The following is a 24303-nucleotide window of genomic DNA, read 5'->3' as shown; positions in this document are numbered from 1 at the left end:
CCTGCCGGCTGAATAAGCATGTTATAAGCCGGGAGGTGAGAAGGATGTTTTATACCAGCAAGAAGCTCATGGGTATGCCCGTAGTCAGCCTGGCCGACGGCCACCAGCTGGGGCGCATCAAGCGCCTCTTAATTGACCAGCAAAAAATGATCATTGCTGCTTTCACTGTTGACCGTAAAGGATGGTTCAAGGAGCAACCGGTAATCCCTTATAGCCATGTTAAAAGCGTCGGTAACCATGCCGTCACCGTAGACCAGGCCAGTGCCGTAGTGAAATTAAGTTCCCTGCCAGAACTGGAAGTCCTGGCCAAACATCCCCTCCCCCTGCTGGGTGCCAGGGTTATTACAGAGGATGGTACCGTCATGGGTACCGTAGATGACTTTCGTTTCGACCCCCAGGACGGCAAGATTTATTACCTGGATATTAAAAGCGGCCTCCTCCATGGAACCAGGAGCCTCGAAACCACTCAAATCATCACCTGCGGTCGCGACGCCCTGATAGCCAGGGCAGGGGCCGAAGAATTCCTCCAGAAACCCGGGGGCCTGTTAAACGTCAAATGGCAGGAAACCTCCGCCGGTGCCGCCAAAGTTTTCCAGGACGCCTGCGGGGTTACCCGCCGGGCAGCGGAGGTCTTTAACCGTTACCGCCAACGCCTGCCCTTTAGCCGCAAAAAAAACGGCGATCCGCCCCCCGAGGATAGGAACTAATCGAAAAGTTTACTGACGGACAGGTCCTTGTGGATGCGGATAATGGCTTCGCCCAGGAGGGGGGCTACTGAAAGGCGCCGCAGCCGGGCCATTTCCTTGCTTTCCGGTACGGGAATGGTATTGCAAACGACTACTTCCTGCAGCGGTGCTGCGGCCAGGCGTTCCAGGGCCGGCCCGGAAAGTACAGGGTGGGTACAGCAGGCGTACACAGCCCTGGCGCCGTGCTCCATTAAAGCCCCGGCCCCCTGGCAAATGGTCCCCGCCGTATCGATGAGGTCATCGATCATGATGACCGTTTTATTTTTAACATCACCGATGAGATTCATAATCTCAGCCACATTGGGTGCCGGACGCCGCTTGTCGATAATGGCAATTTCGGCTCCGATGCGTTCGGCAAAATTTCGCGCCCGGGTCACCCCTCCCAGGTCCGGAGAGACGACTATAGCCCGGTCAAAGCCCTTACTGTTGAAATAATCGGCAAGTATTGGTACTGCCGTCAGGTGGTCAACCGGGATGTCAAAGAAACCCTGGATGGCCGCCGCATGGAGGTCCATGGTCAGTACCCGGTCGGCACCGGCAGCAGTAATCAAATTGGCTACCAGCTTGGCCGAGATGGGGTCCCGGGCCCGGGTCTTGCGTTCCTGGCGGGCATAGCCATAATAAGGTACCACCGCTGTAATGCGCCAGGCTGAAGCACGCCGCAAAGCATCAATCAAGATTAAAAGTTCCATCAGGTTATCATTGACGGGCTCACAGGTGGGCTGGATGACAAAGACATCCTCGCCCCGAACGCTCTCATCGATAGCGATACTGATTTCACCATCGCTGAAACGGCTAACCTTGGCCGCGCCCAGAGGTACGCCCAGGTAGGCGCCAATCTCCCGGGCCAGCTCGGGGTTGGCATTGCCGCTAAAGATTTTTAAACGTGCGCTCTCTGTTTCCATTTTCTTTTTAATAACCTCCAGGTTCCAGGGGAAAGGTTTAACGCTGTATTTACTTCGCCTTTTTTAACTTTTTTCCTGCCTTTTTTCTTCGCCTTTTTTACCCCTGGAGGGTAAATTAACCTGCTTTTCCCGGGCCAGGGCCAGGGACCCGGCCGGTACATCTTCGGTAATGGTAGAGCCGGCACCTATCAGGGCCCCGGCCCCTACCCTGACGGGGGCAACCAGGTTGGTATTACTGCCAATGAAAGCCCCGTCTTCAATAATCGTCGGCCACTTTTGCCGGCCGTCGTAATTGCAGGTAATGGTCCCGGCGCCTATATTTACCTCCCTACCCACGGTAGCATCACCCAGGTAAGTCAGGTGCGGCACCTTGGAACCCCGGCCAACCCGCGTAGCTTTAATTTCGACAAAGTCTCCCACCTTAACGCCTGCTTCCAGGATAGTCCCCGGCCGCAAATAAGCAAAAGGGCCTATCTGGCAGCCCGGGCCAATAGTGCTTTCCAGGACTAGGGCGTGGATTATGGTACTACCATCACCTACCTGGCTGTCCCGAATGGTAGTACCGGGGCCCAGGCAGCATCCGGCACCAATAATAGTATTCCCCTCAAGGAAGGTACCCGGATAAATAATTGTGTCCCGGCCAATGGTTACCGTGACGTCTATATAAGTCGTTTCCGGATCGATGATAGTTACTCCGCTCTGCATATGGGCGGCATTGATCCGGCGCCGCCAAACGGCCCCGGCTGCTGCTAGCTGGGCGCGGTCATTGACCCCCAGGACCTCCTCGGCGTCCCCGGCAACAAGCGTCTCGACCCGGAGTCCCTGGCTTACGGCAAGGGCCACGGCGTCGGTAAGGTAATATTCACCCTGGTCGTTATCAGGTTTTAACCGGGTCAAGGCCGGCCAGAGAAAGGCGGCAGCAAAACAATAAATACCGGTATTGATTTCATTAATCGCCTTCTCGGCCGGGGTGGCATCCCTTTCTTCGACTATACCCTTGACCCGCCCCTGCCCGTCGCGGATAATGCGGCCGTAGCCGGTGGGATCGGCAATCCTGGCCGATAGGATTGTAACAGCGGCTCCCGTATCCCGGTGCTGCTGTAACAGCCCGGTTAAAGTAGCCGGCCTGATCAGGGGGGTATCGCCACATAGGACCAGAATAGTAGCAGCTTCCCCTGCAGCCTCCCGGGCCTGGGCCAGGGCATGGCCGGTGCCCAGTTGCTGCTCCTGGAAGGCGTATTTCTGCTCCGTTCCCAGGGCTGCTTTGACTTCCCCGGCCCCATGGCCTATGACGATGATGTTATCCTCGATGCCGGCTTCCCTGGTTGCCGCCAGGACGTGTTCTAAAAGACTGCGCCCGGCTACACGATGGAGCACCTTGGGCAGCCGGGAATGCATCCGTTTCCCCTGGCCGGCGGCCAGGATAACGGCAACTGTTTCGGCCATTGGATCTCCTCCAAATCAGGGTTCTGCCAAAAACGGTGCCTTCTGGTAGGGATATGTCCCCATCATAACACCCAATAAATTTTCATTGTTTCGTAGGGGGAGACGTTAGCCCTCTACGAAAAACTCCTTCGGCCTACTGCCTAAAACCCTCCTGGCGAGTTCCAGGTCGCTTTCCTTATCAACGTCAATACCGATTTCGGGATACGGGGAGATTATCCCTACCCCCCGGGCTCCCAGCAGGCGGGAGAAATGCTTTTCTGCCTCGGCAATGGTTAAGCGGTGCGTTAAAAACTTTACTATAAACTTAAGACCTATCAGCCGGCTTAAAGCCAGGGGGCTCTTGCGCAATCTTACCAGTTCCCGGCCCCGGCGGGCACAGGTAAGTAAGGCCGAGGTCTTAATTAAAACCATATTGCCGCCGGTGAAAGTTCCATCGCGCAGGCGGACATAGGTGCGCTCTACCCCGGGGTAGCTGGCCTCATTGCATTCCCGGCTGACGATGGGGTAATAAAAATCGGCCGGCCGTTCCCGGCAACGGTCCAGGAAGTCCCTGACTGCCTCGGGCTTCAGCAAGGGAATATCGGCAGTAACCAGAAGCAGCCATTCGGCTTCCGGAAAGGCTGCCGCCCCGTTCAAGGCGCTGTCTACAGCCGTCCGCCCCGCAGGGACAAGGGTAACATCAGGAGGGAGGGCCGAAGCAAGTTCCGGCGGACCGGCAACTACCAGTCTGCGGATGCGGCCCGAAGCCAGGAGAGCTTCCACCACCCAGGCAATTATGGGCCGAGAACCAACAGGTAACAGGGACCGGCCTTCTTGATCCCCGGCGAGGATAACAGCATCTACCTCCAACCTTTAACCCCCTCTTTTATTTTTAGGGCTGCTGCTGGCACGCATTTCTTCCCGGATGGCCTCCATCATCCGATTCTCGGCATTTTCGATGTGTTCCTGGGCTAGGCGCCTGGCAAGTTCCACGTTGCGGGCGGTAATAGCTTCCACCAGTTGTTTATGTTCTTCCAGGGTTTCCCGCATCCGGCCCGGCGTTCCCAGGGAGGTGGTACGGAAACGCTGGATTTGTTCCCGCAGGTTATTGATAATTTGTACCAGGCGGTCATTACGGCTGGCCCGGTACAGGACATCATGGAACTGGGTGTCAACCACAATGAGGGCCTCCAGGTCCTCGGCCGCTACACAATCAGCTACTTTTATTAACAGGCGTTCCAGTTCTTCCAACTCTTCTTCCGTAATACGTTCGCAGGCCAGAGCGGCGGCCAGGGCCTCTAGGGCGGAACGAATCTCAAAAACATCGGCAATATCCTTGGTAGAAAGGTCGGCCACATAAGCTCCCTTGCGGGGGACCATGACGACGAAACCTTCCAGCTCCAGCTTGCGAATTGCTTCCCTGACAGGAGTCCGGCTGACACCCATTTCTTCCGCCAGCTGGACTTCCATAAGCCTTTCGCCGGCTTTTAGCTGGCCGTTGATAATGGCTTCCCGTAAAGCCTCAAACACTATTTCCCGTAAGGGTTTATAGTTTTCCAGTTTCCCGTTGAGGAGATTCTTCATTGTACCACCTTTGTCATAGCCGTTTACCAAATATACCCCCCCTCGCAAAACTTCGTCCAGAACCATGGCAGAGCGCCTCTGCCCTCAGCTCATTCAAGCGGCCCCTCCTATAAAGTGCAGGTTACTATTGTCTCCGGGTAAGTTTGCCGCAGCCGGGAAGCAATGTTAATGGCCGTCTCCCGGTCGGGAGCCACCCCGAAGACCGTAGGGCCGCTGCCGCACAAGACAGCCCGTTCCGCCCCGGCGGCCACAAGGCTTAATTTAATGGCCATCACCTCCGGGTACAGCCGGCAGGTCACTATCTCCAGGTCATTGCCCAGCGCCCTTACAAGCTGCTCCCGGTCACCAGCCCTTAAGGCCGCCAGAGCCTTTTCCTCATCAGGGGGTTCCGGGTTCTGCCGGGAGGGGGCGGCATCCCAGCCCTGATATACAGCTGCCGTGCTGACGCCAAAGGGAGGTTTCACCAGTACCAGCCAGAGCCTGGGAGCCGGCGGTAAAAGATATAATTCCTCCCCCCGGCCCCGGCCCAGGGCCGTGCCTCCCAGGACGCAAAAAGGTACATCCGACCCGAGCCTGGCCCCTTCCCGGGCTAACTGCCCGGGTGTCAGACCCAGATTATACAGGTAATTAAGCCCCAGTAACGTCGCCGCCGCATCGCTACTGCCCCCGGCCAGGCCAGCCGCCAGGGGAATCCTTTTAGTGAGGGTAATGCGCACACCCGGAAAACCATACCGCTGTTGAAGTAAGGCGGCTGCCCGGTAAACCAGGTTGTCGGGACCGGCCGGAAGAGGTGCCCCCTTAACTTCAAGGTTAATACCCTCAGGGCACCGGCTGAAGGTCAGGGTATCCTGCAGGGCAATAACCTGAAAAATGGTGCTTAAGTTATGGAAACCGTCCGGCCGGCGGTCAAGGACCTTTAGGGTCAGATTTATTTTACCATAAGCCCGCACTTTCAGGGCATCCAAAAAAAGGCATCTCCTTAATTAAATTTTTTGCCAAGTAATTATTAGGTATTATTAGGCATTGCAACGCTAATTCCTCTTTTGAGGACTACAGCTATTCTCACCAGAGGGGCAAGTAGGTATACCAGTAATAGTCGCGTTATTTTAATATTTAAATCCAGGGGAAAAGAAGGAAGGAAAATGGTTAAGGCGAATATTATTTAGGCTAAAAGCAAAAACATAATTGCCGGTTGAAAGGTGGAAAGAGAAGCCAATGGCCAAAGAACTCTTTTTAAAGAACTATATGGAGGACTGTGTATGGGAGCTGCTGGACCAGGTCCTGGACCAAGAGCCTCAAGCCTGCCGCTGTGACACCTGTCGTCTCGATATAGTAGCCCTGGCTTTAAACCAGTTGCCGCCCCGTTATGCAGTCCGGGAAAAAGGCGCAATTTACTCCAAACTGGCCATGCTGGAAGCCCAGCACCGGGCCGATATTTACCGCGCCCTTACCCAGGCAACAATGAAGGTCAAAGAAGCTCCCCGACACGACCGCTAATTAATCGCGAAATTTATACCCCACACCCCGGACGGTAAGAATGTATTGCGGGTTGCTGGGGTTTTCTTCTATTTTTTCCCGCAAATGGCGGATATGAACATCGATGGTACGTGTATCGCCGTAATATTCACCTTCCCAGAGGCGTTCCAGCAGTGCTTCCCGGCTGAAAACCCGCCCTCGGTTTTCCGCCAGCAGGTGCAGGAGCTGGTACTCCTTCAGGGTCAAATCTACGGGTTTACCCTTTACCGTGACCACATGGCTGGCCGGGTTAATCACCACATCACCGATGGTGATGATTTCGTCCGGCTGGCGCATGTTTTCTGCCGCCCGTCGCAATATAGCGCGTACCCGGGCCACCAGCTCCCGGGGACTGAAGGGCTTGGTGAGGTAATCATCGGCTCCCAGTTCCAGCCCCAGGACCCGATCTATCTCTTCCCGGCGGGCTGTAAGCATAAGGATGGGGGTATTGCCCCTGGCCCTCAGGCTGCGGCAGACTTCAAAGCCGTCCACTTTAGGTAACATTACATCTAAAATAATAAGATCCGGCTTTTCCTTGGCCGCCTTTTGCAGGGCCTCCGCTCCGTCACTGGCCGTGACGGTAGTAAAACCCGCCTGTTGCAGGTTAAAGGATACCAGCTCCAGGATCGCCGGTTCATCATCAACAATCAGCACCTTGGGCACTGCCCTCACCGCCTTTCGCGCCTATTATAGCGTAGTTAATTAAAAGCCTGCAAGAGTTAGTAAAACAAATCTTCGTAAACAACCAGTCAGGCCAAAAAAAGACGCTGTTTCCCCGCTACCTGCATTTCTACCCTGAAAATAACTTCGCTCCAGGCTAGCATTGTTTTTGCTCGCTCCAAACAAATGCCTGCCCGTTATTTTCATCCTTCTGCTGGTGCCGCGTTAGTGGCATAAGGGTCTTATTTATTTGCAGTTTCCTTACAATAAAGTACGGCGGGTCAAGGGGCAATGACATGCGGCAGTGCCGACTACGCCGGAATCAGGTGCACGGCTTCCGGCGGGAAGGTGGCCAGAACTTCTCCTCCAGGCTGCAGGCAGCCCTGGCGCAGCTGGGAAGCCCCGGCCAGGGCCACCAAAGGCAGGCCGCAGTCGAGTTCAATCCGATACAGGCCCCCCTGGGGTATAATGTGCTTGATCCGCCCCCGCAGGTTGTTAGCCAGTGGCACAGCAGCATTAACACCCTGAATAATTATTTCTTCCGGCCGCAGGCAGGCTACCACCCGCCCACCCACGCGCGTACCGGCCAGGATGGTCATCCCCCCTTGGAGGCGGACCTGGACGGGGCCGCTGCCGTTTAAGCGCGCTTCACCCGGCAGGAGGTTGGTAATGCCGACAAAGGCTGCCAGCTCCACACTGGCCGGCTGTCGGAGAATATTTTCCGGGCTACCGCTCTGGACAATTCGCCCCCCCTGGAGGGCCGCCACGCGGTCCGCCAGGAAAGGCAGCTCGGTAAAATCGTGGGTAACAAAAATGGCCGTAATCCTCGTCTGCCGCAGGATAAGGTGGAGTTCTTCCAGCAGGGCGCTCCTGGTGGGAGCATCCAGGGCGGCAAAGGGTTCATCCAGGAAAAGGACCCGCGGCTCCAGGGCAAAAGCCCTGGCCAGGCTGACTCGCTGGGCTTCACCGCCAGAAAGCCGCCTGGCCGGCCGGCCGGCCAGGTGGCTGATCCGGAGAACTTCCAGCCAGCGTTCAACCCGCTCCTTTACTACCGGCCAGGGAATACCCCGGAAACGCAGGCCCACAGCTACGTTGTTAAAGACTGTCGTATCCAGTAACAAGGCCTCCTGGAAAACCACCGCCAACTGCCGGCGCCAGGAGAGAGCCCGGTGGTAATCGATTTTTTGCCCATCGAAGAAAATGCTGCCGCTATCCGGCTCTTCCAGTAAGGCCAGGACCTGGAGCAGGGTGCTTTTACCGGCACCGTTGGGGCCGATAAGGCCCCATACCTCTCCCCGACCGATTTCCAGGTTATCAACGGCCAGAACCTCACGCCCGCCCTTGCTGACCCGCAGTCCTTCAGCCCGGATGCTGATACCCATCGAACTTCCCCCCGCGGTATAAATTCTTCCTGCCGTCCGGTACAACCCGCGTCCTCTGCTGTAAAAGGGTCAGGAGGACTGTGATGCTGAAGGCCAGGCCCAGGAGGATAAAGCTCAGGGCCATGGCAATATCAAAATGTCCCCTGGACACCTCCATTACCGTGGCCGTGGTCAGGACCCGGGTCTGGTGCATGATGTTCCCGCCAACCATCATTGCTGCCCCTACCTCGGAAATAACCGCGCCGAAACCGGCAATAATGGCCGCCAGGATGCCCAGGCGGGCTTCTTTGATGAGGGTCCAGTAAAACTGCCTCGGTGAAGCCCCCAGGGCCAGGACCTGGGTCTTAAGTTTGACCGGCAACTGCTGGATGGCAGCCATGGTCAGGCCGGTTACCAGGGGGGCGGCAATAAATGCCTGGGCAATTACCATGGCTGCCGGGGTATAAATGAGCCCCAGCCGGCCCAGGGGGCCGCTGCGCCAGAGGAGAAAACTCACCCAGAGACCAACGACTACCGGCGGCAGGCCCATGCCGGTATTGACCAGGCTGACGATGAGCCGGCGGCCGGGAAATTCCTTCAGAGCCAGGAAAGTGCCCACGGGGACCCCCAGGAAAACGCTAACGGCGGTAGCCAGGCCACAAACCTTGAGGGTCAGGGCTACCACTTCAATAACCCCAGGGTCCAGGCTAATTAGTAAATAGAAGGCTTGTACCAATCCCTGCCAGACTACATCCACAGTTTATCCCCTTACTGGCCCAGGGTATTTTCATCTTTACCGGCATCGGGAAAGAAGAGGGGCTGGCCGAATTTATCTTTGCCAAAGTCGCCGATGATCTTCTGCGTCTCCGGGGCTATCATGAAGTCCACAAAGGCGCTGGCCCCTTCGCTGTTAATGGCCATCCCCGGGAATTTATCCGGGTTCACCTGCATGACATGGTAAATATTCAGCAAAGCCTTATCGCCCTCCACCATGATGTCCAGTTTAAGGTTCTTCTTCAACGCGAGGTAAGTGGCACGGTCCGTCAGGGTGTAGCCGCCTTTTTCAGATGCGATGTTTAAGGTCTGCCCCATACCGGATCCGGCCTCCTGGTACCATTTACCTTCCGGTTTAATATTGGCTGCCTGCCAGAGGCTTTTCTCCATCTTATGGGTGCCGGAATCGTCGCCCCGGGAGATAAAGATGGCTTGTTTAGCGGCAATCTCCTTAAAAGCATCCGCCGCCTTTTTGACCCCTTTAATCCCGGCCGGGTCACCGGGGGGGCCAACAACAATGAAATCATTATGCATGACCAGCTGGCGGTTAATAACCGTCCCCTTTTTTACCAGCTCCATTTCGGCCGCCGGGGCGTGGACGAGGAGCACATCGGCATTGCCCTGGTCGCCCATGGCCAGGGCCTGTCCCGAACCGACGGCATTGGGCTTAACGGTATAGCCAGTTTTTTGCTCAAATATTGGGATCAGGACATCGAGTAAGCCGCTGTCCATGGTACTGGTAGTGGTTGCCAGAATCAGGTCTTTTTTGGCGTGCCCTTGAGCAGTATCCTTATTGGACACAGGGGCAGGCTGGTTGTTTTCCTGCCTGACAGCCCGGCCGCAACCGCCTGTCACGACTACCAGGAGGAAACCCAAGGCGAGTAAGGCAGCGGTACATTTTGTAATTTTTCCCATTATGTATCCCCTCTCATTATGTTTATCCCAGCATAGCGCTGGTATAAAAAAATTAACCAAAATGACGTTGAAAAGCTGCTTCAATGGCCTCCCCAGCATCGCGCCTAAACTGCTTGTAACGCTGCAAAAACCACCTGCCGGCAGGCGTTAATTCGGCTCCGCCTCCCGTCTCACCTCCCACCCGGGTAGAGAGGAGCCTTTCCCCCAGCCGGCCTTCCGCCTTTTTAACCTGACCCCAGGCCTGACGGTAGGACATGTTGAGGCTCCGGGCCGCCTGGTTAATGGAACCCCGCCGGTCAATCTCCTGCAGAAGCTCAAAGAGGCCCTCGCCAAAAATATGCTCACCGTCTTCCAGCCAGAATTTATAACGTACCCGCATACTCTCCACCTCGGACAACTATATTTAATTGTAAATTTCCGAGAAAGCACGGTCAAGGTTTTTATCGTAAAAAACTATTTGCACCTTCCGGCTTTGGGTGTACAATAGCTCCAGGTAAAGTATAATTCTTATTTCCCCGTGGGGAACCTTAATTTGGGAAAATACGTCTATAATTTATGATAGGTATTCTAAATAAAGGAGAATATATATGCGGAGAGGTTTATCCATATCTCTAGCGGCTGTTTTCATCATCCTGATCCTGGGCGGTTGCCAGACCCGCAAAGAGACAGCGGCTACCTTTAATGAATTTAAGGATGAGATTACCGGCCTGGAGTTTTATGTAACCCAGCAGCCAGGCGGAGAACCCCGCCAGGTTATTAACCTTGTCGACAAGCAACTGACCCAGCGCTTTTTACATCTCCTCGGCCCGCTGCCCAAAATTGACCCGCCACCTAAATCTTGGTACGGCAGCAAGGACTATCTTGCCTTCAAATACATAAGAAACGGTGAAACCATCGCCAGCAAGCAATATCCTTACTGGCATCAAGATAACAACCCCGGTTACCTGAAATTGGAAGACGGCTGGCGCCAGGTACCGGCGGAGTTTGCCGCAAAACTGGCTCCCCTGGCCGAATACCCCGATGCCTCCAGTGACATCGACCCGGCCGATGCCGCCTTTCTAAAACAGTACGGGTGGACTGTTTTCTATAAAATTAAAAGCTATAACGGCCGCCTCCCCGAAAGGTTTATCCATGAATCGGGGGAATATCCCGTTTCCCTTTACTATGCCTATAACAATGAACTGAGTAAGGATGTGGGCCTCGATCTCAGCCCCTACCTGGGTAAAAGCGTCACCGTTAACCTTTATAAAATCGAAGAGCCCCTGCCGGCTTTCATGGCTCCCCGCCAGGAGGCTAACCGGGCCGTTATTGTTAAAGATGGTCCGAAAATAATAGGAGCCTGGCTTGATGCCGGACGGCACTATGCCTTTGCCTGTTCCCTTAAAGGCCGGCGGCTGGAGGAAATCACCGGCAAAACCTGGGGCGAGTGGGTAGACCAGTATATTGACCATGATAACCCCCAGGAGAAGCTGATCAGCCAGATGACGCCGGAAAAAGTTATTGAGACCTACTACGAAGCCATAGACAACAAAGATCCCCGTACGGCTCATGCCACGGAAACGCGCCGGCGCCTGGTAAGTTACCTGTTCCGCAACATGGACAACAACCGCCTCTATAATTATTCCTACGCTACCAATGATGCCGACGAAATAAACAACATCACCCGGGCCAAAGTGATCCGTATACAGCCCTACCATGATCCGTCGTCAGAGCAGGCGGATGTTAAGAAATACGTGGTGGAAGTAGACATCAACGTCAGGCGTGTCATCAGCTACGACAGCGGCCGCCAGATTCGTTTTATTACCCTGCGGCGGGAAACTCCGACCACCGGCTGGCGCATTGATGATATAGGTACGGGGCCCTAAGAGGTTTTCGGTTCAGGCAAACCTGTTTTTGCTTGCATCCGGACAGGATGTTCCCGGCTATGGTATCGCCGGGAACATCTCCCTGCTAGGTCTTTTTTGTGTAATTATTTTGTATTCTTATTATTATATTTTATATGTATTATGTGTATTGCATACTTGGTATTGACCATTTTTTTTTCTAATGATAGATTAATATATGGAATCAATATAGGGACCAGGGGTATGGCTTAAATTTCTTGGTGAAGGAGAATGCCCATATGCCCAAGCAACCATTTGATGGTAACACTGCAGCCGCCCATGTGGCTTATGCCATGTCCGAGGTGGCTACCATTTACCCCATTACGCCATCCTCGCCCATGGCCGAAATTGCTGATGAATGGGCCGCCCACGGCCGCAAGAACATTTTTGGTAAGACGCTGAAGGTTATTGAGATGCAGTCGGAGGCTGGGGCCGCCGGGGCTGTCCACGGTTCCCTGGTCGGTGGCGCCCTGACGACCACCTTTACTGCTTCCCAGGGTTTGCTGTTGATGATCCCCAATATGTACAAGATTGCCGGTGAACTTTTGCCCACTGTTTTCCATGTAGCTGCCCGGGCCCTCTCCACCCATGCCCTGTCCATTTTCGGCGACCATGCCGATGTCATGGCCGCCCGGCAGACAGGTTTTGCCATGCTGGCTTCCGCCTCGGTGCAGGAAGTCATGGACCTGGGCCTGGTAGCCCACCTGGCTACCCTGAAGGCGAGGGTGCCCTTTGTCCATTTCTTTGATGGTTTCCGGACCTCCCACGAGATCCAGAAAATCGACGTCATTGAATATGAAGATATGGCCAAACTGGTGGATTGGGAGGCGATTCGTGCTTTCCGCGCCCGCGCCTTAAATCCGGAGCACCCCCACCAGCGGGGTACAGCCCAAAACCCGGATATCTACTTCCAGCAAAGGGAGGCGGCCAACCCCTATTACCTGGCCACGCCGGGCATTGTCGCCCAGGTAATGGAGCAGGTCGGCGCCCTCACCGGCCGCTATTATCACCTCTTTGATTATGTCGGCGCCCCGGATGCGGAAAGGGTCATTGTTTCCATGGGGTCGTCCTGCGAGGTCATCGAAGAAACGGTCAATTACCTGGTGGACAAGGGCGAAAAGGTTGGCCTCATTAAGGTCCGCCTCTACCGACCCTTCTCGGCCGAGCACTTCCTTAAGGTGTTACCGGCTTCAGTGCAACGGATAGCCGTCCTGGATCGTACCAAGGAACCCGGTGCCGCCGGCGAACCCCTCTACGAGGATGTGCGGGCGGTCCTGGCCGAAAACGGCAGGAATATCCTTGTCGTTGGCGGCCGCTACGGTCTCGGCTCCAAGGAATTTTCCCCGTCCATGGTGAAGGCCGTCTTTGACAACCTGGCGGCGGACACGCCCAGGAACCATTTCACCGTCGGCATTATCGATGATGTGACCAATACTTCCCTGGAAATCAAAGAATATATCGATACGGCACCCAAAGGAACTTTCCGCTGCAAGTTCTTTGGCCTGGGTTCCGACGGTACCGTTGGCGCCAACAAGAACTCCATTAAAATTATTAGCGATCATACCGAACTTTATGCCCAGGGTTACTTTGAATATGACGCCAAAAAATCAGGTGGTGTCACCATCTCCCACCTGCGCTTCGGGCCCCAGCCGATTAAATCGTGCTATTTAATCGATCAGGCGGACCTCATCGCCTGCCATAATCCTTCCTATGTCACCCGTTATGACCTGCTGGAAGGTATCAAACCGGGCGGGATTTTCCTCCTGAATTCCCCCTGGAGCGCCGAGGAGATGGAAATCCGCCTGCCGGCTGCCATGAAGCGGACCATCGCCAGTAAGAAACTGCGCTTCTTTAATATCGATGCGGTAAAAGTCGCCCAGGAAGTCGGCCTTGGCGGGCGCATTAACACCATCATGCAGGTCGCCTTCTTTAAGATTGCCAATGTTATCCCGGTAGACGATGCCATCAAGTTTATTAAGGACTCCATCGTCAAGACCTACGGCAAGAAAGGCGAGCAAATCGTTAACATGAACCTGGCCGCCGTGGATCGGGCCCTGGAAGGCCTGGAAGAGATTAAATACCCGGCTGCCTGGGCCGAAGCCCGGGACGAGGCCGCAGCCACGACCCCCAATGACGAACCTGAATTCATTCGCAAGGTCGTGCGGCCAATAATGGCCCTGAAGGGCGACCAGCTACCGGTCAGCACTTTTACTCCCGATGGGGTCTTCCCCACCGGTACCACTAAATATGAAAAACGGGGGATTGCCGTTAATATTCCTCAGTGGCTACCTGAAAACTGCATCCAGTGTAACCAGTGCTCCCTGGTTTGCCCCCATGCGGCCATCCGTCCCTACCTGGCGCGGCCCGAAGACCTGGCTCAGGCCCCGGCTTCCTTTGTCACCAGAGATGCCATTGGCAAAGAGGCTGCCGGCCTGAAGTTCCGCATCCAGGTGTCACCCCTGGACTGCACGGGTTGTGCCAACTGCGTTGATGTCTGCCCGGCCAAGGTCAAGGCCCTGACCATGGTGCCTCTGGATGAAGTGGCGGCCGTGGAAAACGAAAACTATAAATTTGCCGAGCAGTTGCCGGAAGTAAAGGTTAATTTCAATCCGGCCACCGTTAAAGGCAGCCAGTTCCGCCAGCCCCTGCTGGAGTTCTCCGGTGCCTGTGCCGGTTGTGGCGAGACACCTTATGTTAAACTCGTTACCCAGCTCTTTGGCGACCGGATGATTATTGCCAATGCTACCGGGTGTTCTTCCATCTGGGGCGGCAGCGCACCGACCTGCCCGTACACCGTCAACCGCCAGGGCCATGGTCCGGCCTGGGCCAGCTCCCTTTTTGAGGACAACGCCGAGTTCGGTTACGGTATCAGCCTGGCCGTGGAAAAACGCCGGGAAGAGCTAACCGACGCCATTACCAGGGTCCTGGCCGCACCGGTCAGCGCCGCCTTCAAGGCCGCCTGTGAGGCCTGGCTGGCCGGCAAGGAAGACGCCGACCGTTCCCGGGAGTTAGGCGATCAAATTAAAGCCCTCCTGCCGGAAGAGATCAAGCAGGCCGACGGCGGCGTTAAGGAACTTCTGCTAGCCATTGACGGGCTGAAGGATTACCTGACGAAAAAATCCATCTGGATCATCGGCGGCGACGGCTGGGCCTACGACATCGGCTACGGCGGCCTGGACCATGTTCTGGCCAGCGGCGCCAATGTCAACATCCTGGTCCTGGATACCGAGGTCTACTCCAACACCGGCGGTCAGTCCTCCAAGGCCACCCAGACCGGTGCCGTGGCCAGGTTCGCTGCCGGCGGTAAATACACCAAAAAGAAGGACCTGGGCCTCATGGCCATGTCCTACGGTTATGTCTACGTGGCTTCCGTAGCCATGGGAGCCAGCCATACCCAGCTGTTAAAGGCTCTGGTAGAAGCAGAAAAATACGAGGGTACTTCCCTGATTATCGCCTATGCGCCCTGCATTAACCACGGTATCGACATGAGCCACAGCCAGCTGGAAGCCAAAAAAGCAGTCGAATCCGGATACTGGCCGCTGTATCGCTACAACCCGGACCTGATCAAAGAAGGTAAGAACCCGTTCATTCTCGATTACAAGGCTCCTAAAGCCAGCTTCCGGGACTTCCTGATGGGCGAGATTCGTTACACCTCCCTGCAGAATCAGTTCCCGGAAAAGGCCGAAGAACTCTTCGCCAAGGCCGAAGCCGATGCCAAAGCCCGGCTGGAATACTACAAGAAGCTGGCGGAAGGGTAGACCCTATAGCCTGTAATCAAAAAGGCCAGGAGTTAAAACTCCTGGCCTTTTTAACTCTCAACTAAACATGAGCAACCGTCTTCTTAAAACTTATCTTCCTGCAGCCGCTTAATCAGGTCTTCTTCCCTGGCTTTTTTAATGGCCAGCACCCGTCCATCCTGCCAGTCGTAAAAGCCGCGGCCGGTCTTTACACCCAGTTCTCCCCGCTCTACTTTTTCCTTGAGAAGCTGTGACGGCCCCCGTTCATGGCAGAGGTCCTGGTTAAGGTAAGACTGGATGCTATAAAACACATCCAATCCGCCCAGGTCGGCGCTTTCCAGGGGACCGGTAACTGCCAGGCGTCGGCCAAAACTGTATTTAACGGCCGCATCCACATCCTCTGGCGTCGCCCAGCCCTGTTCGACGATGTACAGGGCCTCGCGCAGGAGGGCGAACTGCAACCGGTTGCCCACAAAGCCGGGAATAGCCTTTTTGACTTCAATAGGTTTCTTCCCCAATCTGGCAACCAGAGCCATGGCAACTCCCACGGTAGCGTCAGTCGTTTTTTCTCCCCGCACTATCTCTACCAGGGGGAGTAAATGGGGTGGATTCCAGAAGTGGGTAACAATAACCCTTTCCGGCCGCCTGGTTAATGCCGCCAGCTTTGTGGGGTCCAGGCCGGATGTGGTTGAAGCCAGGATGGTGTGGGGTGGAACCAGAGCCTCGACTTCGCGAAATACCCCTTGCTTAACAGCCAGGTCCTCAACAATGGCTTCAATGACAAAATCGGCCCCTGCAGCGGCCTCAGCAAGGGTCGTGAACCCTTTAATGTTCGTCATAACTCCTTCAGTCCGGGAAGCCTCCACGAGGCCACCCTTTGCCAGCAACTCCAGGCCGGAGCGAATGTTCCGGAAGCCGCGGTTAAGGCTATCCTCACTACGGCCAAAAAGCCGCACTTGATACCCTGCCAGGGCGCATAATAAAGCAATACCATGGCCCATGGTGCCGGTACCTAAAACGGCTATTTCCTTGATGTCTTCAAGTTGCATGATATCCCTTCTTTACCACAGTCTAGTTATTGCGAAAACCCCTTAATAATTCTTCCTCCACCCTTGATTTCCTCCTGGAAGTATCGAGTAGGAGGGGGCGGCTAGCCCCCGTCCCCTCACACCACCGGACATGCGGGTCCGCATCCGGCGGTTCACCAAGCTTGACGAAGACTGAGATAGCGTTCGGTTAAGCTCATGAGGCCCTGGGACTGCCAGTAGGTATTGCCCAGGGCTCTATTCATTGGCCCATGGGCCATCCGCCATGGCCCTTTGCGAGCGTTGGCGTATTCATGTACTACCCATTCTGGTAAACCCAGTGCGCGTAGTTCGCGATACCTGGTCCGTACTCGCTTCCACTGCTTCCAGAGGCACATGCGCAGCCTCCTCCGCATCCAGCCTTCTATGTTCTTAAAAGTGCTGGGCGTGTCGGCCAGGGCGAAGTATCCTATCCATCCGCCCAAATAGGCGTTCAGGTGCTCTATGCGCTCGGCCATGCTTACGGGTTTATTCCGGGCAGTTATCTCCCGGATTTTCGTTTTCACCCGGTCGATGGTCTGCGGCGCCAGGCGGATGAGGATTACTCCTGCCTTAGGCTTATACATACTGAACCCCAGGAATTTCAGTTTCCACGGTCGGTCTACCGCGCTCTTTTGCTCGTTAATCTTGAGCTTTAACCGCTCCTGCAGGAAGTTGCGGATACTTTCCATGACCCTTTCTCCCGCTCGTTTGCTTTTGACGTAGATGTTGCAGTCATCGGCGTAACGGACGAACTTGTGGCCCCTCTTCTCCAGTTCTTTGTCCAGGTCGTCCAGGAGGATGTTGGCCAGGAGCGGGCTTAAGGGTCCACCCTGGGGCGTTCCTTCTTCCCTTTCCATGACCACTCCGTTCACCATAACCCCCGCCTGGAGGTAACGGCGGATGAGTTTTAGTACCCTCTTATCCGTTACTTTCCGGGCCACCCGGGCCATGAGGATGTCGTGATTTACCCGGTCGAAGAATTTCTCGATATCCAGGTCTACCGCCCATTCGTATCCTTCTTCCACGTATTGACGCGCCTTCTTTACCGCGTCATGGGCTCTCCTTCCGGGTCGGAACCCGAAACTGCTTTCTGAAAACTGCGGTTCGAAGATGGGCATCAATACTTGCAGGAGGGCCTGCTGGATCAGGCGGTCCATCACGGTGGGTATCCCTAACATCCGTTTGCCTCCCCCGGGTTTCGGGATTTCGACCCGGCGTACGGGCTTTGGTCTGTAGGTTCCCGCGAGCAGTTCTTCCCGGATACGCGGCCATTCGGCGCGGATTTGGTCCCGCAGCCGTTCGGTCGGGATGCCGTCCACGCCGGGTGCGCCTCCGTTCCGCTCTACCCGCTTACACGCGGCCAGCATGTTTTGCCTTTCCACCACCTGTTCCATCAGGCCGCTACCTTGGCCTCCGCGAGGTGACGTCCCGCTTTGTGCCGGAGAAGAACTCGGCCCTCCCGCGGTCCCCTGTGGCTTCACCACTTCCTCCCGCGGGCAGGCCCCTTCCGGGGGTTTCTGCTGTCTTCGCCCTTCTCGCGAACGCATCGGTCTCACCTCTGACTTGATGTTCGGGCCTTCCCCTGGAGTTCATGACCCCCAGGGTACTATGCCTTCTGCTGACTCCTGCCGGTTCAGCCGTGCCTTTCGACACGGGTTGCCAGCTTTTCCTGGCTTATCCGGCAGGCCTCCCCGGGTAAGAGCGTTAACCTTCGCCCCGCGCCCGCCCCATATACTCTACCATCCCTTGGCAGCCTGGGATTTCGCTGTGTTTCGCCAGCTCATCCGGATGGTCTAGCCTCCTATGGGGTTCTTGTTCATCGGGCCGTGACTTTGCCTCCGGCTTCCTCCGGATCCCACCTCGCGATGGGCACCCTTGCCTTTGGCTAGCAGACTCGTGCTGCCTCGCCTGCAGTGGACTTTCACCACCAAGTTAACGCCCATGCCGGGCGCACAAAAAGCCCCCCTTCAGGGGGGTTTTGTATCCGGATCTCTTCTATCAGGCTGGAATAGTACGCCTGGCCAGGTTTCCTTCCCGGTCAAGCCATAGCCGCACTCCCCATTCTTCCTGAACAAAAGAATACTGGCGGGAACCTATCCGGATGGAAGTATTCTCAAAAGCATGAGCTATGGTCACAGTAGCCCCGGCCTGGGTTTCGACCCTGGTACTCGTACCGGTACGGGAGCCCAGTTCTTTAATATAAACGTCACCCTGGGCCTGGATCTCCCCACCGCGGAACACACCATGCACAGCTACCGCTTTCCCGGCCTGCAACCTGGTATGATAACAGCCATCACCTATTACTTTAATGTTACCGGTGGCTATAACGGTTGAGTTAATGGCGTAGTGAATTATAATGTCGGCCGCACCTTGAGGCGGTATATTAATCTCATCCCGCCAGGTTATAATTTCTTTCAACATTGATTCCAGTTGTTCTAAACTGTTGATGGCCAATGGTGTCCTTACCAGGCGTTCCAGTTCATTTATCAATGCCGTCGAACTATTCATTGATATAGCAGGAAGGCTGTGGGCTTCCTTTTTTAGTAATTCTACCGCCGCAGGAAGCTCGCGAAATTTCTTCTCTAAAAGCAGTAATACCAGGGGACCAATACCACCTTTAAGGTCATCCTTTTTGAAGGAAGGATGATGGAAAAGCTGGATAGCAGCGGCTACAAATTGCTCCAGGATGGTAGCAACCCTGGCAAGTATTGAGCCGAATTTCTGCTGCAAAGCCACCGTACTCCCGGCGGCCAGCAGGGAAGAAAAAACGTTGCCGCCTACCTCAATTAAGCCCCCGGCCCGGACCATGGCCCTGGATACAGCGCCCTCTATATAAATATTACCGCCAGCCTCAACACTCATCCCTTCTTCAACCTGGCCGGCAATCATTACATCGCCGGTGAAAGAAATGTTTCCCGAGGTAATATCAACATTACCAGGGTGCATGAGGGCGGGGAGCACACTGATAACAACCCGCCCTTTAACCCCCCTTGCCACGGGGCGGCCGGCTATGGTAGCAATGATCTCCAAACCATCTTTGCTTAAAACAGCGCCGGAACCGGCTGTCATTTGAATATCCCTGGGCTCGGGGGGCACGATTATTTCCCCCGTTACCGCCTTCCCCGGCCGCCCAACTTCGGCCGGGTGTTTCCTGGCCAGGACCATTCCGGCTTCAACCGCGGTAAAACGAAACCTTTCCCGGAAGTTCACTGTCTCCTCTTCTCCGACTGCTACTGGAACCTTTTGCTGGGTAGTAAAGAATAATTCTACCGTGGCGTCTTTACCTGGTACTGGTGGTTGCCCCCGGGCAATAATTAAAGTACCCTCGGTTGAGGCTTCAAGTCCCCGGGCACAGGCCTGCCAGTCGATACCATACTTGATACCCTGGCGCCCCATTTCCCTGGTTAAATCTTCCAGGGTAAAGGGTTTATAGAAATCTTCGTGCTCCAGGACCTCCAGGTATAAAACCCGCGCCGGTGGCAGGTCCCGCACTTGCCGCCGGACTAATACCCAGGGTTTTACCTGTAAAAATGCCTCCTGTTTATCCGCACTAACCTTTACCTGCCAGTATCCTTCCCGCCTTTCATCCAGGACGATTATTTCCACCCTGTCCTTCTCATTTACAGGCGTCGGTTCGCTTCGTTCTTCCCCATTTACTACCAGGCGCAACCCCGGGCAGGGCACGATCACCGGATAAGGGCCTCCGGGCGGGTGTTCTATTACCAGCTGTCCGTTTATTATGGCCGCCCGGGGTGCCACGCCCTTTTCCCCGGGCTGTTCAAGGGCTCCAGTCTTTAAAGATTCCACATGCAATCACTCCCCTCCACTTTGAGGGGCGCCTTTAAGGGTTTCTAAGACGCGGAAAAAGCCGATTATTTCCAGGTCATGGCGAATATTTGCGGGGATATGGGTAATTTTCAAAACGCGGTTCTGCTGGCTCAACAACCTGGCCTGGTTAAGAAGCATCCCGGCACCGGAGGAATCCATGAACTGCAGGTCCTTAAGAACTACCTCCACCACGGGAGCCTCCTGCCTTTCAATCTCTTGCTGCAGCTGAGCAACATTGCTGTAGTCCAATTCCCCCGCTACCAGCAGGGTGGCCTTTTCCTTTTCTTTATTTACCCTGATCTCCATGACACTCACCCCCCTTTTCCAGCTCTTTCTTAAGGATTACCAGGGTTACATCATCCCTTTGCTGCCTGCAGCCGGTAAAGGTAAATAAGTCATTTAAGATAACCTCCTGGAGTTCAACTGCATCCAGGCAGGTATTGGCGGCAACTATCTCTTTGAGGCGATTTAAACCATAATTTTGACCGTTGGCATCGCGGGCTTCTACCAGGCCATCGGTATACAGGATAACTACATCGCCGCGAGACAGGACAACTTGTTCCGGTCGAGTACCCTGGTATTCTTCCAGGAAGCCCAGGGCCACCCCCCTTACCCGGGGTACGTGGATATTACGGCCTGAAAATATTACCGGAGACGGGTGTCCGGCGCTGAGGCAGGTTAAACAATTATGCTGCTGTTCATAAGAAATAAGGCACAGGGTAGCAAAGGAACCGGCGCGGTGCAGCTGTTTTCCTCCGATTGCAGCCAGCTGATTTATGATTTCCAATAGGGACAGATCTTTCCTGGTACAGGCATGTAAGATTGTACAAAGCTCCTTCATTTGCCCGGCGGCACGCATACCTTTACCCATTACATCTCCGATAGCAACAATAAGTTGGTCTTCACCCAGGGGAATAAAATCAAAAAAGTCGCCGCCTTCCAGGTCTGCTGGAATACTACACCCCGCACCCTGTATACCGGCATGTATTATTTGTTTCCCCTTGCCACCGGTATCCAGGGACATTTAATATTCACCCCCGGTTGCCTTGCTCTGGTCACTACAATCTAAAAGTTCTTCCATACCTACCAGCCGAAAAACTTCGGCAATCTCCGGACAGGGGTTAATAACCCGTACCTTACCTCCCTTCATTGACCACCGGCGCTGTATTTCTAATAAACCCCTGAGACCTGTAGAATCTATAAAGGATACTCCTGCCAGGTTTATTTCCAATTGCCCCTCTCCTTCCTGTACTTCTGCTGCTCGCTCCAGCGTGGCCAGGGTTTCCATGTCTAACTCCCCTTTAAGGTTTAAACAGCGCCCATAAGTGCCTTTGGTTACAGAAATTGCCAGCATAATATCGCTCCTCCTCTTTCTTTACTTAAGAAGCTGGAGAACAGATATCTTCATCTGCTGATTGATGGAAATCAAGGACCAGGGTGGTTCCCCTGGAACCGGTAGTTAGATAAACTTTATCAGCATAATAAAGCATTAAAGTAAACCCACAACCAAGAGAATTTTTTGTGGAGTAATGTCGCATTAAAGCCGCTTTGGGTAAATCTTTTATCTTAATTCCCTGGCCCTGGTCTTGAATAATTACCCGGATGGCCGCATCCGTCTGCCGTACCACCCATTCACCACCCGTAGCGTGTTTTAATGTATTGGTCAAAGCCTCCGTTAAAGATAAGGCCATGCCGTACGCGCGGGCGCTAAAAGCCGCAGGTAGCAAGCTGCATAACTTGCTGCGAGCCAAAGCTATGTCAGCAGCCTTGTTAACTACTCCCCTTGCCAGTTCATTCCCCTCGGATAATACAGCTACCATTTCTTCTGAAGTCAAAAGCTGCAGGCGCCCATTGGTGACGGCAGCCACGGCTTCCCGGTAGGCCTGCATCTCCTGGCAGCGCATCTGCCTTTCCTTTTCAATAATTTCGGTAAGATCAAAGGCCAGCAGGCCCCCTGACCGGGAGTCAAGGGGTATACCGTGCAGGTCAAAAATCCTTTTACCGTCATCACTTACTATCACTTCCCGGCAGTGGGTTCCCCGGTGTATTGCCTGGCGCATTAAATTTTCTATTGCCGGCAGGGGCAGTTCCAGGTCAGCCTGTCCTGTCAGATGGCGAAAACGCCCCTTTTCGTAACGCATTACCTTGCCCAACCGCATGGCATTAAAAATCTCCGAGCTTTCTAACTCGGCACGCAGTCGTTCTTTAACCAGGTCCTGTAAATGGGCGGGAACTAATTGGGATACTTGCTCAATGAAGTCCCCCGTACTACCCGTCAGTAAACGGTATTCTTCATTACCCAGACGGCTGGCTGTTTCCTCGCCCCGGTAAACGGCTATGATATCAAAGAGGTGGATGTCACCCTTGCCCTTGGTCGGTACCCCTGCTACATCCAGGCTAAGATGCTGCTTTAAATAAATCCGGTATTGACCGGGAATGGGAGCTTGTGTTTCCAGGCCCAGTTCCATGGTATTCAATACGAGAATACGGCCAGCATAACGTTTCCCATCGGGGGCAACCAGGCTAATGCCTATGGGTACCGGTGGCTTACGGCGTAAAGGGCCGGGGCTCATGAAATAATCGCAATCGACACAAGAACGATCTGGGGTCTTGCGGGCACACTGGCTACACTCTTGCATAGCTGACCCCCCCTCTACTGCTCTGGCTTTAAACCAGGTTTAAAGATTCTCTTTCTCCCATAAAGAGAAGTTTTTTCCTTATCTCAAGTAAAATTTGGGTAACTGTATCCCTTTGCACTGAACCCGCCCCCGCCTTCGTTCCATCTAGAAATAGCAAGGCAGCCACGAGTAATTCGCATGGCTGCCCTTTACTTTAAAGTGGCAGCCTGGCAGTCATACCAACAAGTGGCTACAGACCCATGGCTTTGCGTCCCACCCTTTCGAGTGGTTTGCCCTTGAACACTTTAAGCTATTTACATAAGAAAGATATCTCTTAGGAAACCCTGGGAGCAGAGGAGAAGGTATGGTGACGGCTGTCCAGTGACCCCTGGACATTTTTCCGAAAAATCACAAGGAAATTCTGGTTCCTGGAGGTGTTATGGAAGGTAACACTGGATGGGTTGGGAGGAATGTTATTTGCAGTAATTTTAAGGGGGCTAATAGAGGGGAAACTTTTTTCCAATATTTTACATACAAGGCATATAATCCCCCCCCCCCCCCATTGGTTATTTTTATTTTTTATGTTAATTTCTGTTATGCTCTTTGCCATCGCTGGAATTATCCTCCAATAATTTGCTTTAATATTTTTATATTCGACCCCGCTCAACAAATTCCTTCTCTCGGAAAAAAGCAATCGTTAATTTACCCCGCCCATGGTTGCCAGAGCCGTAACAAAAAAATTGCCATGGCACTGGTTGCTTCATCCATGGCTTAGGGGGCAAAACGGTGTTATCTTACCTTCTGGATACCCAGGGCCTTCTCCAGGTCAATAATATGTTCCTGCTCAACTACGGCAATCTCCCTGATGACCTGGGCGACATCGTACAATTTCAAGGCTTCCAGTTGTTCAATGCGCTGCAGGTAACGATTCAGGGCGTCATACTCGGCTTCCAGGTCCTGGCGCAGCATTTCTACGTTATTGAGGGAGGTCTTGATTTCCTGCACCTGGACGGTAGGAATGCCGCCCAGGTACTGGATCTTGTCGCTTAACTTTACGGCATGCTCGTGTTCTTCCTGGGCATGCTGGAGCTCTTCATCGATAATAGCAACATACTGGGGACCGGTAAGCATGCTGGCATGCTGGATATACTGGATCATGGCGGCGTATTCCCAGGACAGGTCCAGGTTGAGAAGCTTGATTATTTGCTCGATGGTCATAGGGCCACCTCCAGGAGTATACTTATACTACATAATATTAGTTTTCCTGGTAAGTGTGCCCATACAA

Annotated in this window: 22 protein-coding genes and 1 riboswitch; of the genes, 4 read left to right on the top strand and 18 right to left on the bottom strand. The window is 54.3% G+C overall.

Annotated features, from left to right (window positions below; all coding sequences use genetic code 11):
• Positions 1–44 precede the first annotated feature (44 nt).
• Positions 45–707 (top strand): PRC-barrel domain-containing protein, encoded by a 663-nt coding sequence (locus E308F_RS04040; RefSeq protein ID WP_141263658.1) that lies wholly within the window; start codon positions 45–47, stop codon positions 705–707.
• On the opposite strand, the gene E308F_RS04035 is transcribed toward E308F_RS04040, so the two are convergent.
• The 5 genes from E308F_RS04035 to ispE all read right to left on the bottom strand — a co-directional run bounded on the left by E308F_RS04035 (position 704) and on the right by ispE (position 5625).
• Positions 704–1651 carry a ribose-phosphate diphosphokinase gene (locus tag E308F_RS04035; protein WP_172613469.1) on the bottom strand — a complete coding sequence of 316 codons (948 nt, stop codon included), beginning with the start codon at positions 1649–1651 and terminating at the stop codon, positions 704–706. The genes E308F_RS04040 and E308F_RS04035 overlap by 4 nt on opposite strands.
• Before the next feature lie 63 nt (positions 1652–1714).
• Complete coding sequence (gene glmU, locus E308F_RS04030; protein WP_141263656.1) at positions 1715–3097, bottom strand: bifunctional UDP-N-acetylglucosamine diphosphorylase/glucosamine-1-phosphate N-acetyltransferase GlmU; 1383 nt, start codon at positions 3095–3097, stop codon at positions 1715–1717.
• Between the two features lie 105 nt (positions 3098–3202).
• A complete protein-coding gene (locus tag E308F_RS04025) occupies positions 3203–3946 on the bottom strand; it encodes a nucleotidyltransferase family protein (RefSeq protein WP_141263655.1) in 744 nt (247 codons plus the stop codon).
• Positions 3947–3949: 3 nt separating this feature from the next.
• Positions 3950–4660, bottom strand: coding sequence for a GntR family transcriptional regulator (locus E308F_RS04020; RefSeq protein ID WP_141264095.1), 711 nt, complete (start codon positions 4658–4660; stop codon positions 3950–3952).
• A gap of 107 nt (positions 4661–4767) precedes the next feature.
• Entirely contained in the window at positions 4768–5625 is an 858-nt protein-coding gene (ispE, locus tag E308F_RS04015; protein WP_141263654.1) for a 4-(cytidine 5'-diphospho)-2-C-methyl-D-erythritol kinase, read from the bottom strand.
• A gap of 250 nt (positions 5626–5875) precedes the next feature.
• On the opposite strand from ispE, the gene E308F_RS04010 reads away from it, so the two are divergent.
• Positions 5876–6157, top strand: coding sequence for a late competence development ComFB family protein (locus E308F_RS04010; protein ID WP_141263653.1), 282 nt, complete (start codon positions 5876–5878; stop codon positions 6155–6157).
• Here E308F_RS04010 and E308F_RS04005 read toward each other — a convergent pair whose 3' ends face one another.
• The 5 genes from E308F_RS04005 to E308F_RS03985 all read right to left on the bottom strand — a co-directional run bounded on the left by E308F_RS04005 (position 6158) and on the right by E308F_RS03985 (position 10273).
• The gene (locus E308F_RS04005; protein ID WP_172613817.1) at positions 6158–6838 is read right to left on the bottom strand and encodes a response regulator transcription factor; all 681 of its coding nucleotides are present in this window, start codon (positions 6836–6838) and stop codon (positions 6158–6160) included.
• Positions 6839–7146: 308 nt separating this feature from the next.
• Entirely contained in the window at positions 7147–8217 is a 1071-nt protein-coding gene (locus tag E308F_RS04000) for an ABC transporter ATP-binding protein (RefSeq protein WP_141263651.1), read from the bottom strand.
• Positions 8195–8953, bottom strand: coding sequence for an ABC transporter permease (locus E308F_RS03995; RefSeq protein WP_141263650.1), 759 nt, complete (start codon positions 8951–8953; stop codon positions 8195–8197). Before E308F_RS03995 ends, E308F_RS04000 begins: the two co-directional genes overlap by 23 nt.
• Before the next feature lie 11 nt (positions 8954–8964).
• Positions 8965–9885 (bottom strand): substrate-binding domain-containing protein, encoded by a 921-nt coding sequence (locus E308F_RS03990; protein ID WP_141263649.1) that lies wholly within the window; start codon positions 9883–9885, stop codon positions 8965–8967.
• Positions 9886–9937: 52 nt separating this feature from the next.
• On the bottom strand, positions 9938–10273 hold the full coding sequence (locus E308F_RS03985; RefSeq protein WP_253260411.1) for a winged helix-turn-helix domain-containing protein: 336 nt from the start codon (positions 10271–10273) through the stop codon (positions 9938–9940).
• Positions 10274–10472: 199 nt separating this feature from the next.
• On the opposite strand from E308F_RS03985, the gene E308F_RS03980 reads away from it, so the two are divergent.
• On the top strand, positions 10473–11750 hold the full coding sequence (locus E308F_RS03980) for a DUF4829 domain-containing protein (protein ID WP_141263647.1): 1278 nt from the start codon (positions 10473–10475) through the stop codon (positions 11748–11750).
• 257 nt (positions 11751–12007) lie between these two features.
• The gene (nifJ, locus tag E308F_RS03975) at positions 12008–15526 is read left to right on the top strand and encodes a pyruvate:ferredoxin (flavodoxin) oxidoreductase (RefSeq protein ID WP_141263646.1); all 3519 of its coding nucleotides are present in this window, start codon (positions 12008–12010) and stop codon (positions 15524–15526) included.
• A gap of 83 nt (positions 15527–15609) precedes the next feature.
• On the opposite strand, the gene E308F_RS03970 is transcribed toward nifJ, so the two are convergent.
• The 8 genes from E308F_RS03970 to E308F_RS03930 form a co-directional block, all read right to left on the bottom strand.
• Positions 15610–16554 (bottom strand): 3-hydroxyacyl-CoA dehydrogenase family protein, encoded by a 945-nt coding sequence (locus E308F_RS03970; protein ID WP_141263645.1) that lies wholly within the window; start codon positions 16552–16554, stop codon positions 15610–15612.
• A 152-nt stretch (positions 16555–16706) separates the two neighbouring features.
• Positions 16707–18119 (bottom strand): group II intron reverse transcriptase/maturase, encoded by a 1413-nt coding sequence (gene ltrA / locus E308F_RS03965; RefSeq protein ID WP_141263644.1) that lies wholly within the window; start codon positions 18117–18119, stop codon positions 16707–16709.
• A gap of 451 nt (positions 18120–18570) precedes the next feature.
• On the bottom strand, positions 18571–20379 hold the full coding sequence (locus E308F_RS03960; protein ID WP_172613816.1) for a DUF342 domain-containing protein: 1809 nt from the start codon (positions 20377–20379) through the stop codon (positions 18571–18573).
• Positions 20380–20385: 6 nt separating this feature from the next.
• Positions 20386–20706: an STAS domain-containing protein gene (locus E308F_RS03955; protein WP_172613815.1), complete on the bottom strand. Its 321-nt coding sequence runs from the start codon at positions 20704–20706 to the stop codon at positions 20386–20388.
• Positions 20687–21424 carry a PP2C family protein-serine/threonine phosphatase gene (locus E308F_RS03950; protein WP_141263642.1) on the bottom strand — a complete coding sequence of 246 codons (738 nt, stop codon included), beginning with the start codon at positions 21422–21424 and terminating at the stop codon, positions 20687–20689. Before E308F_RS03950 ends, E308F_RS03955 begins: the two co-directional genes overlap by 20 nt.
• Positions 21425–21754, bottom strand: a complete 330-nt coding sequence (locus E308F_RS03945; RefSeq protein ID WP_141263641.1) for an STAS domain-containing protein — start codon at positions 21752–21754, stop codon at positions 21425–21427.
• A 25-nt stretch (positions 21755–21779) separates the two neighbouring features.
• Complete coding sequence (locus E308F_RS03940; RefSeq protein ID WP_141263640.1) at positions 21780–23039, bottom strand: ATP-binding protein; 1260 nt, start codon at positions 23037–23039, stop codon at positions 21780–21782.
• Positions 23040–23236: 197 nt separating this feature from the next.
• Positions 23237–23323, bottom strand: a riboswitch (cyclic di-GMP riboswitch).
• A 484-nt stretch (positions 23324–23807) separates the two neighbouring features.
• Positions 23808–24236, bottom strand: coding sequence for a ferritin-like domain-containing protein (locus tag E308F_RS03930; protein ID WP_141263638.1), 429 nt, complete (start codon positions 24234–24236; stop codon positions 23808–23810).
• Positions 24237–24303: the final 67 nt, after the last annotated feature.

The organism is Moorella sp. E308F (assembly GCF_006538365.1).
Taxonomy (GTDB): Bacteria; Bacillota; DSM-521; order Neomoorellales; family Neomoorellaceae; genus Neomoorella.
The sequence above is the reverse complement of the archived record's forward strand: the minus strand, read 5'-3'. Positions and strand labels throughout refer to the sequence as shown.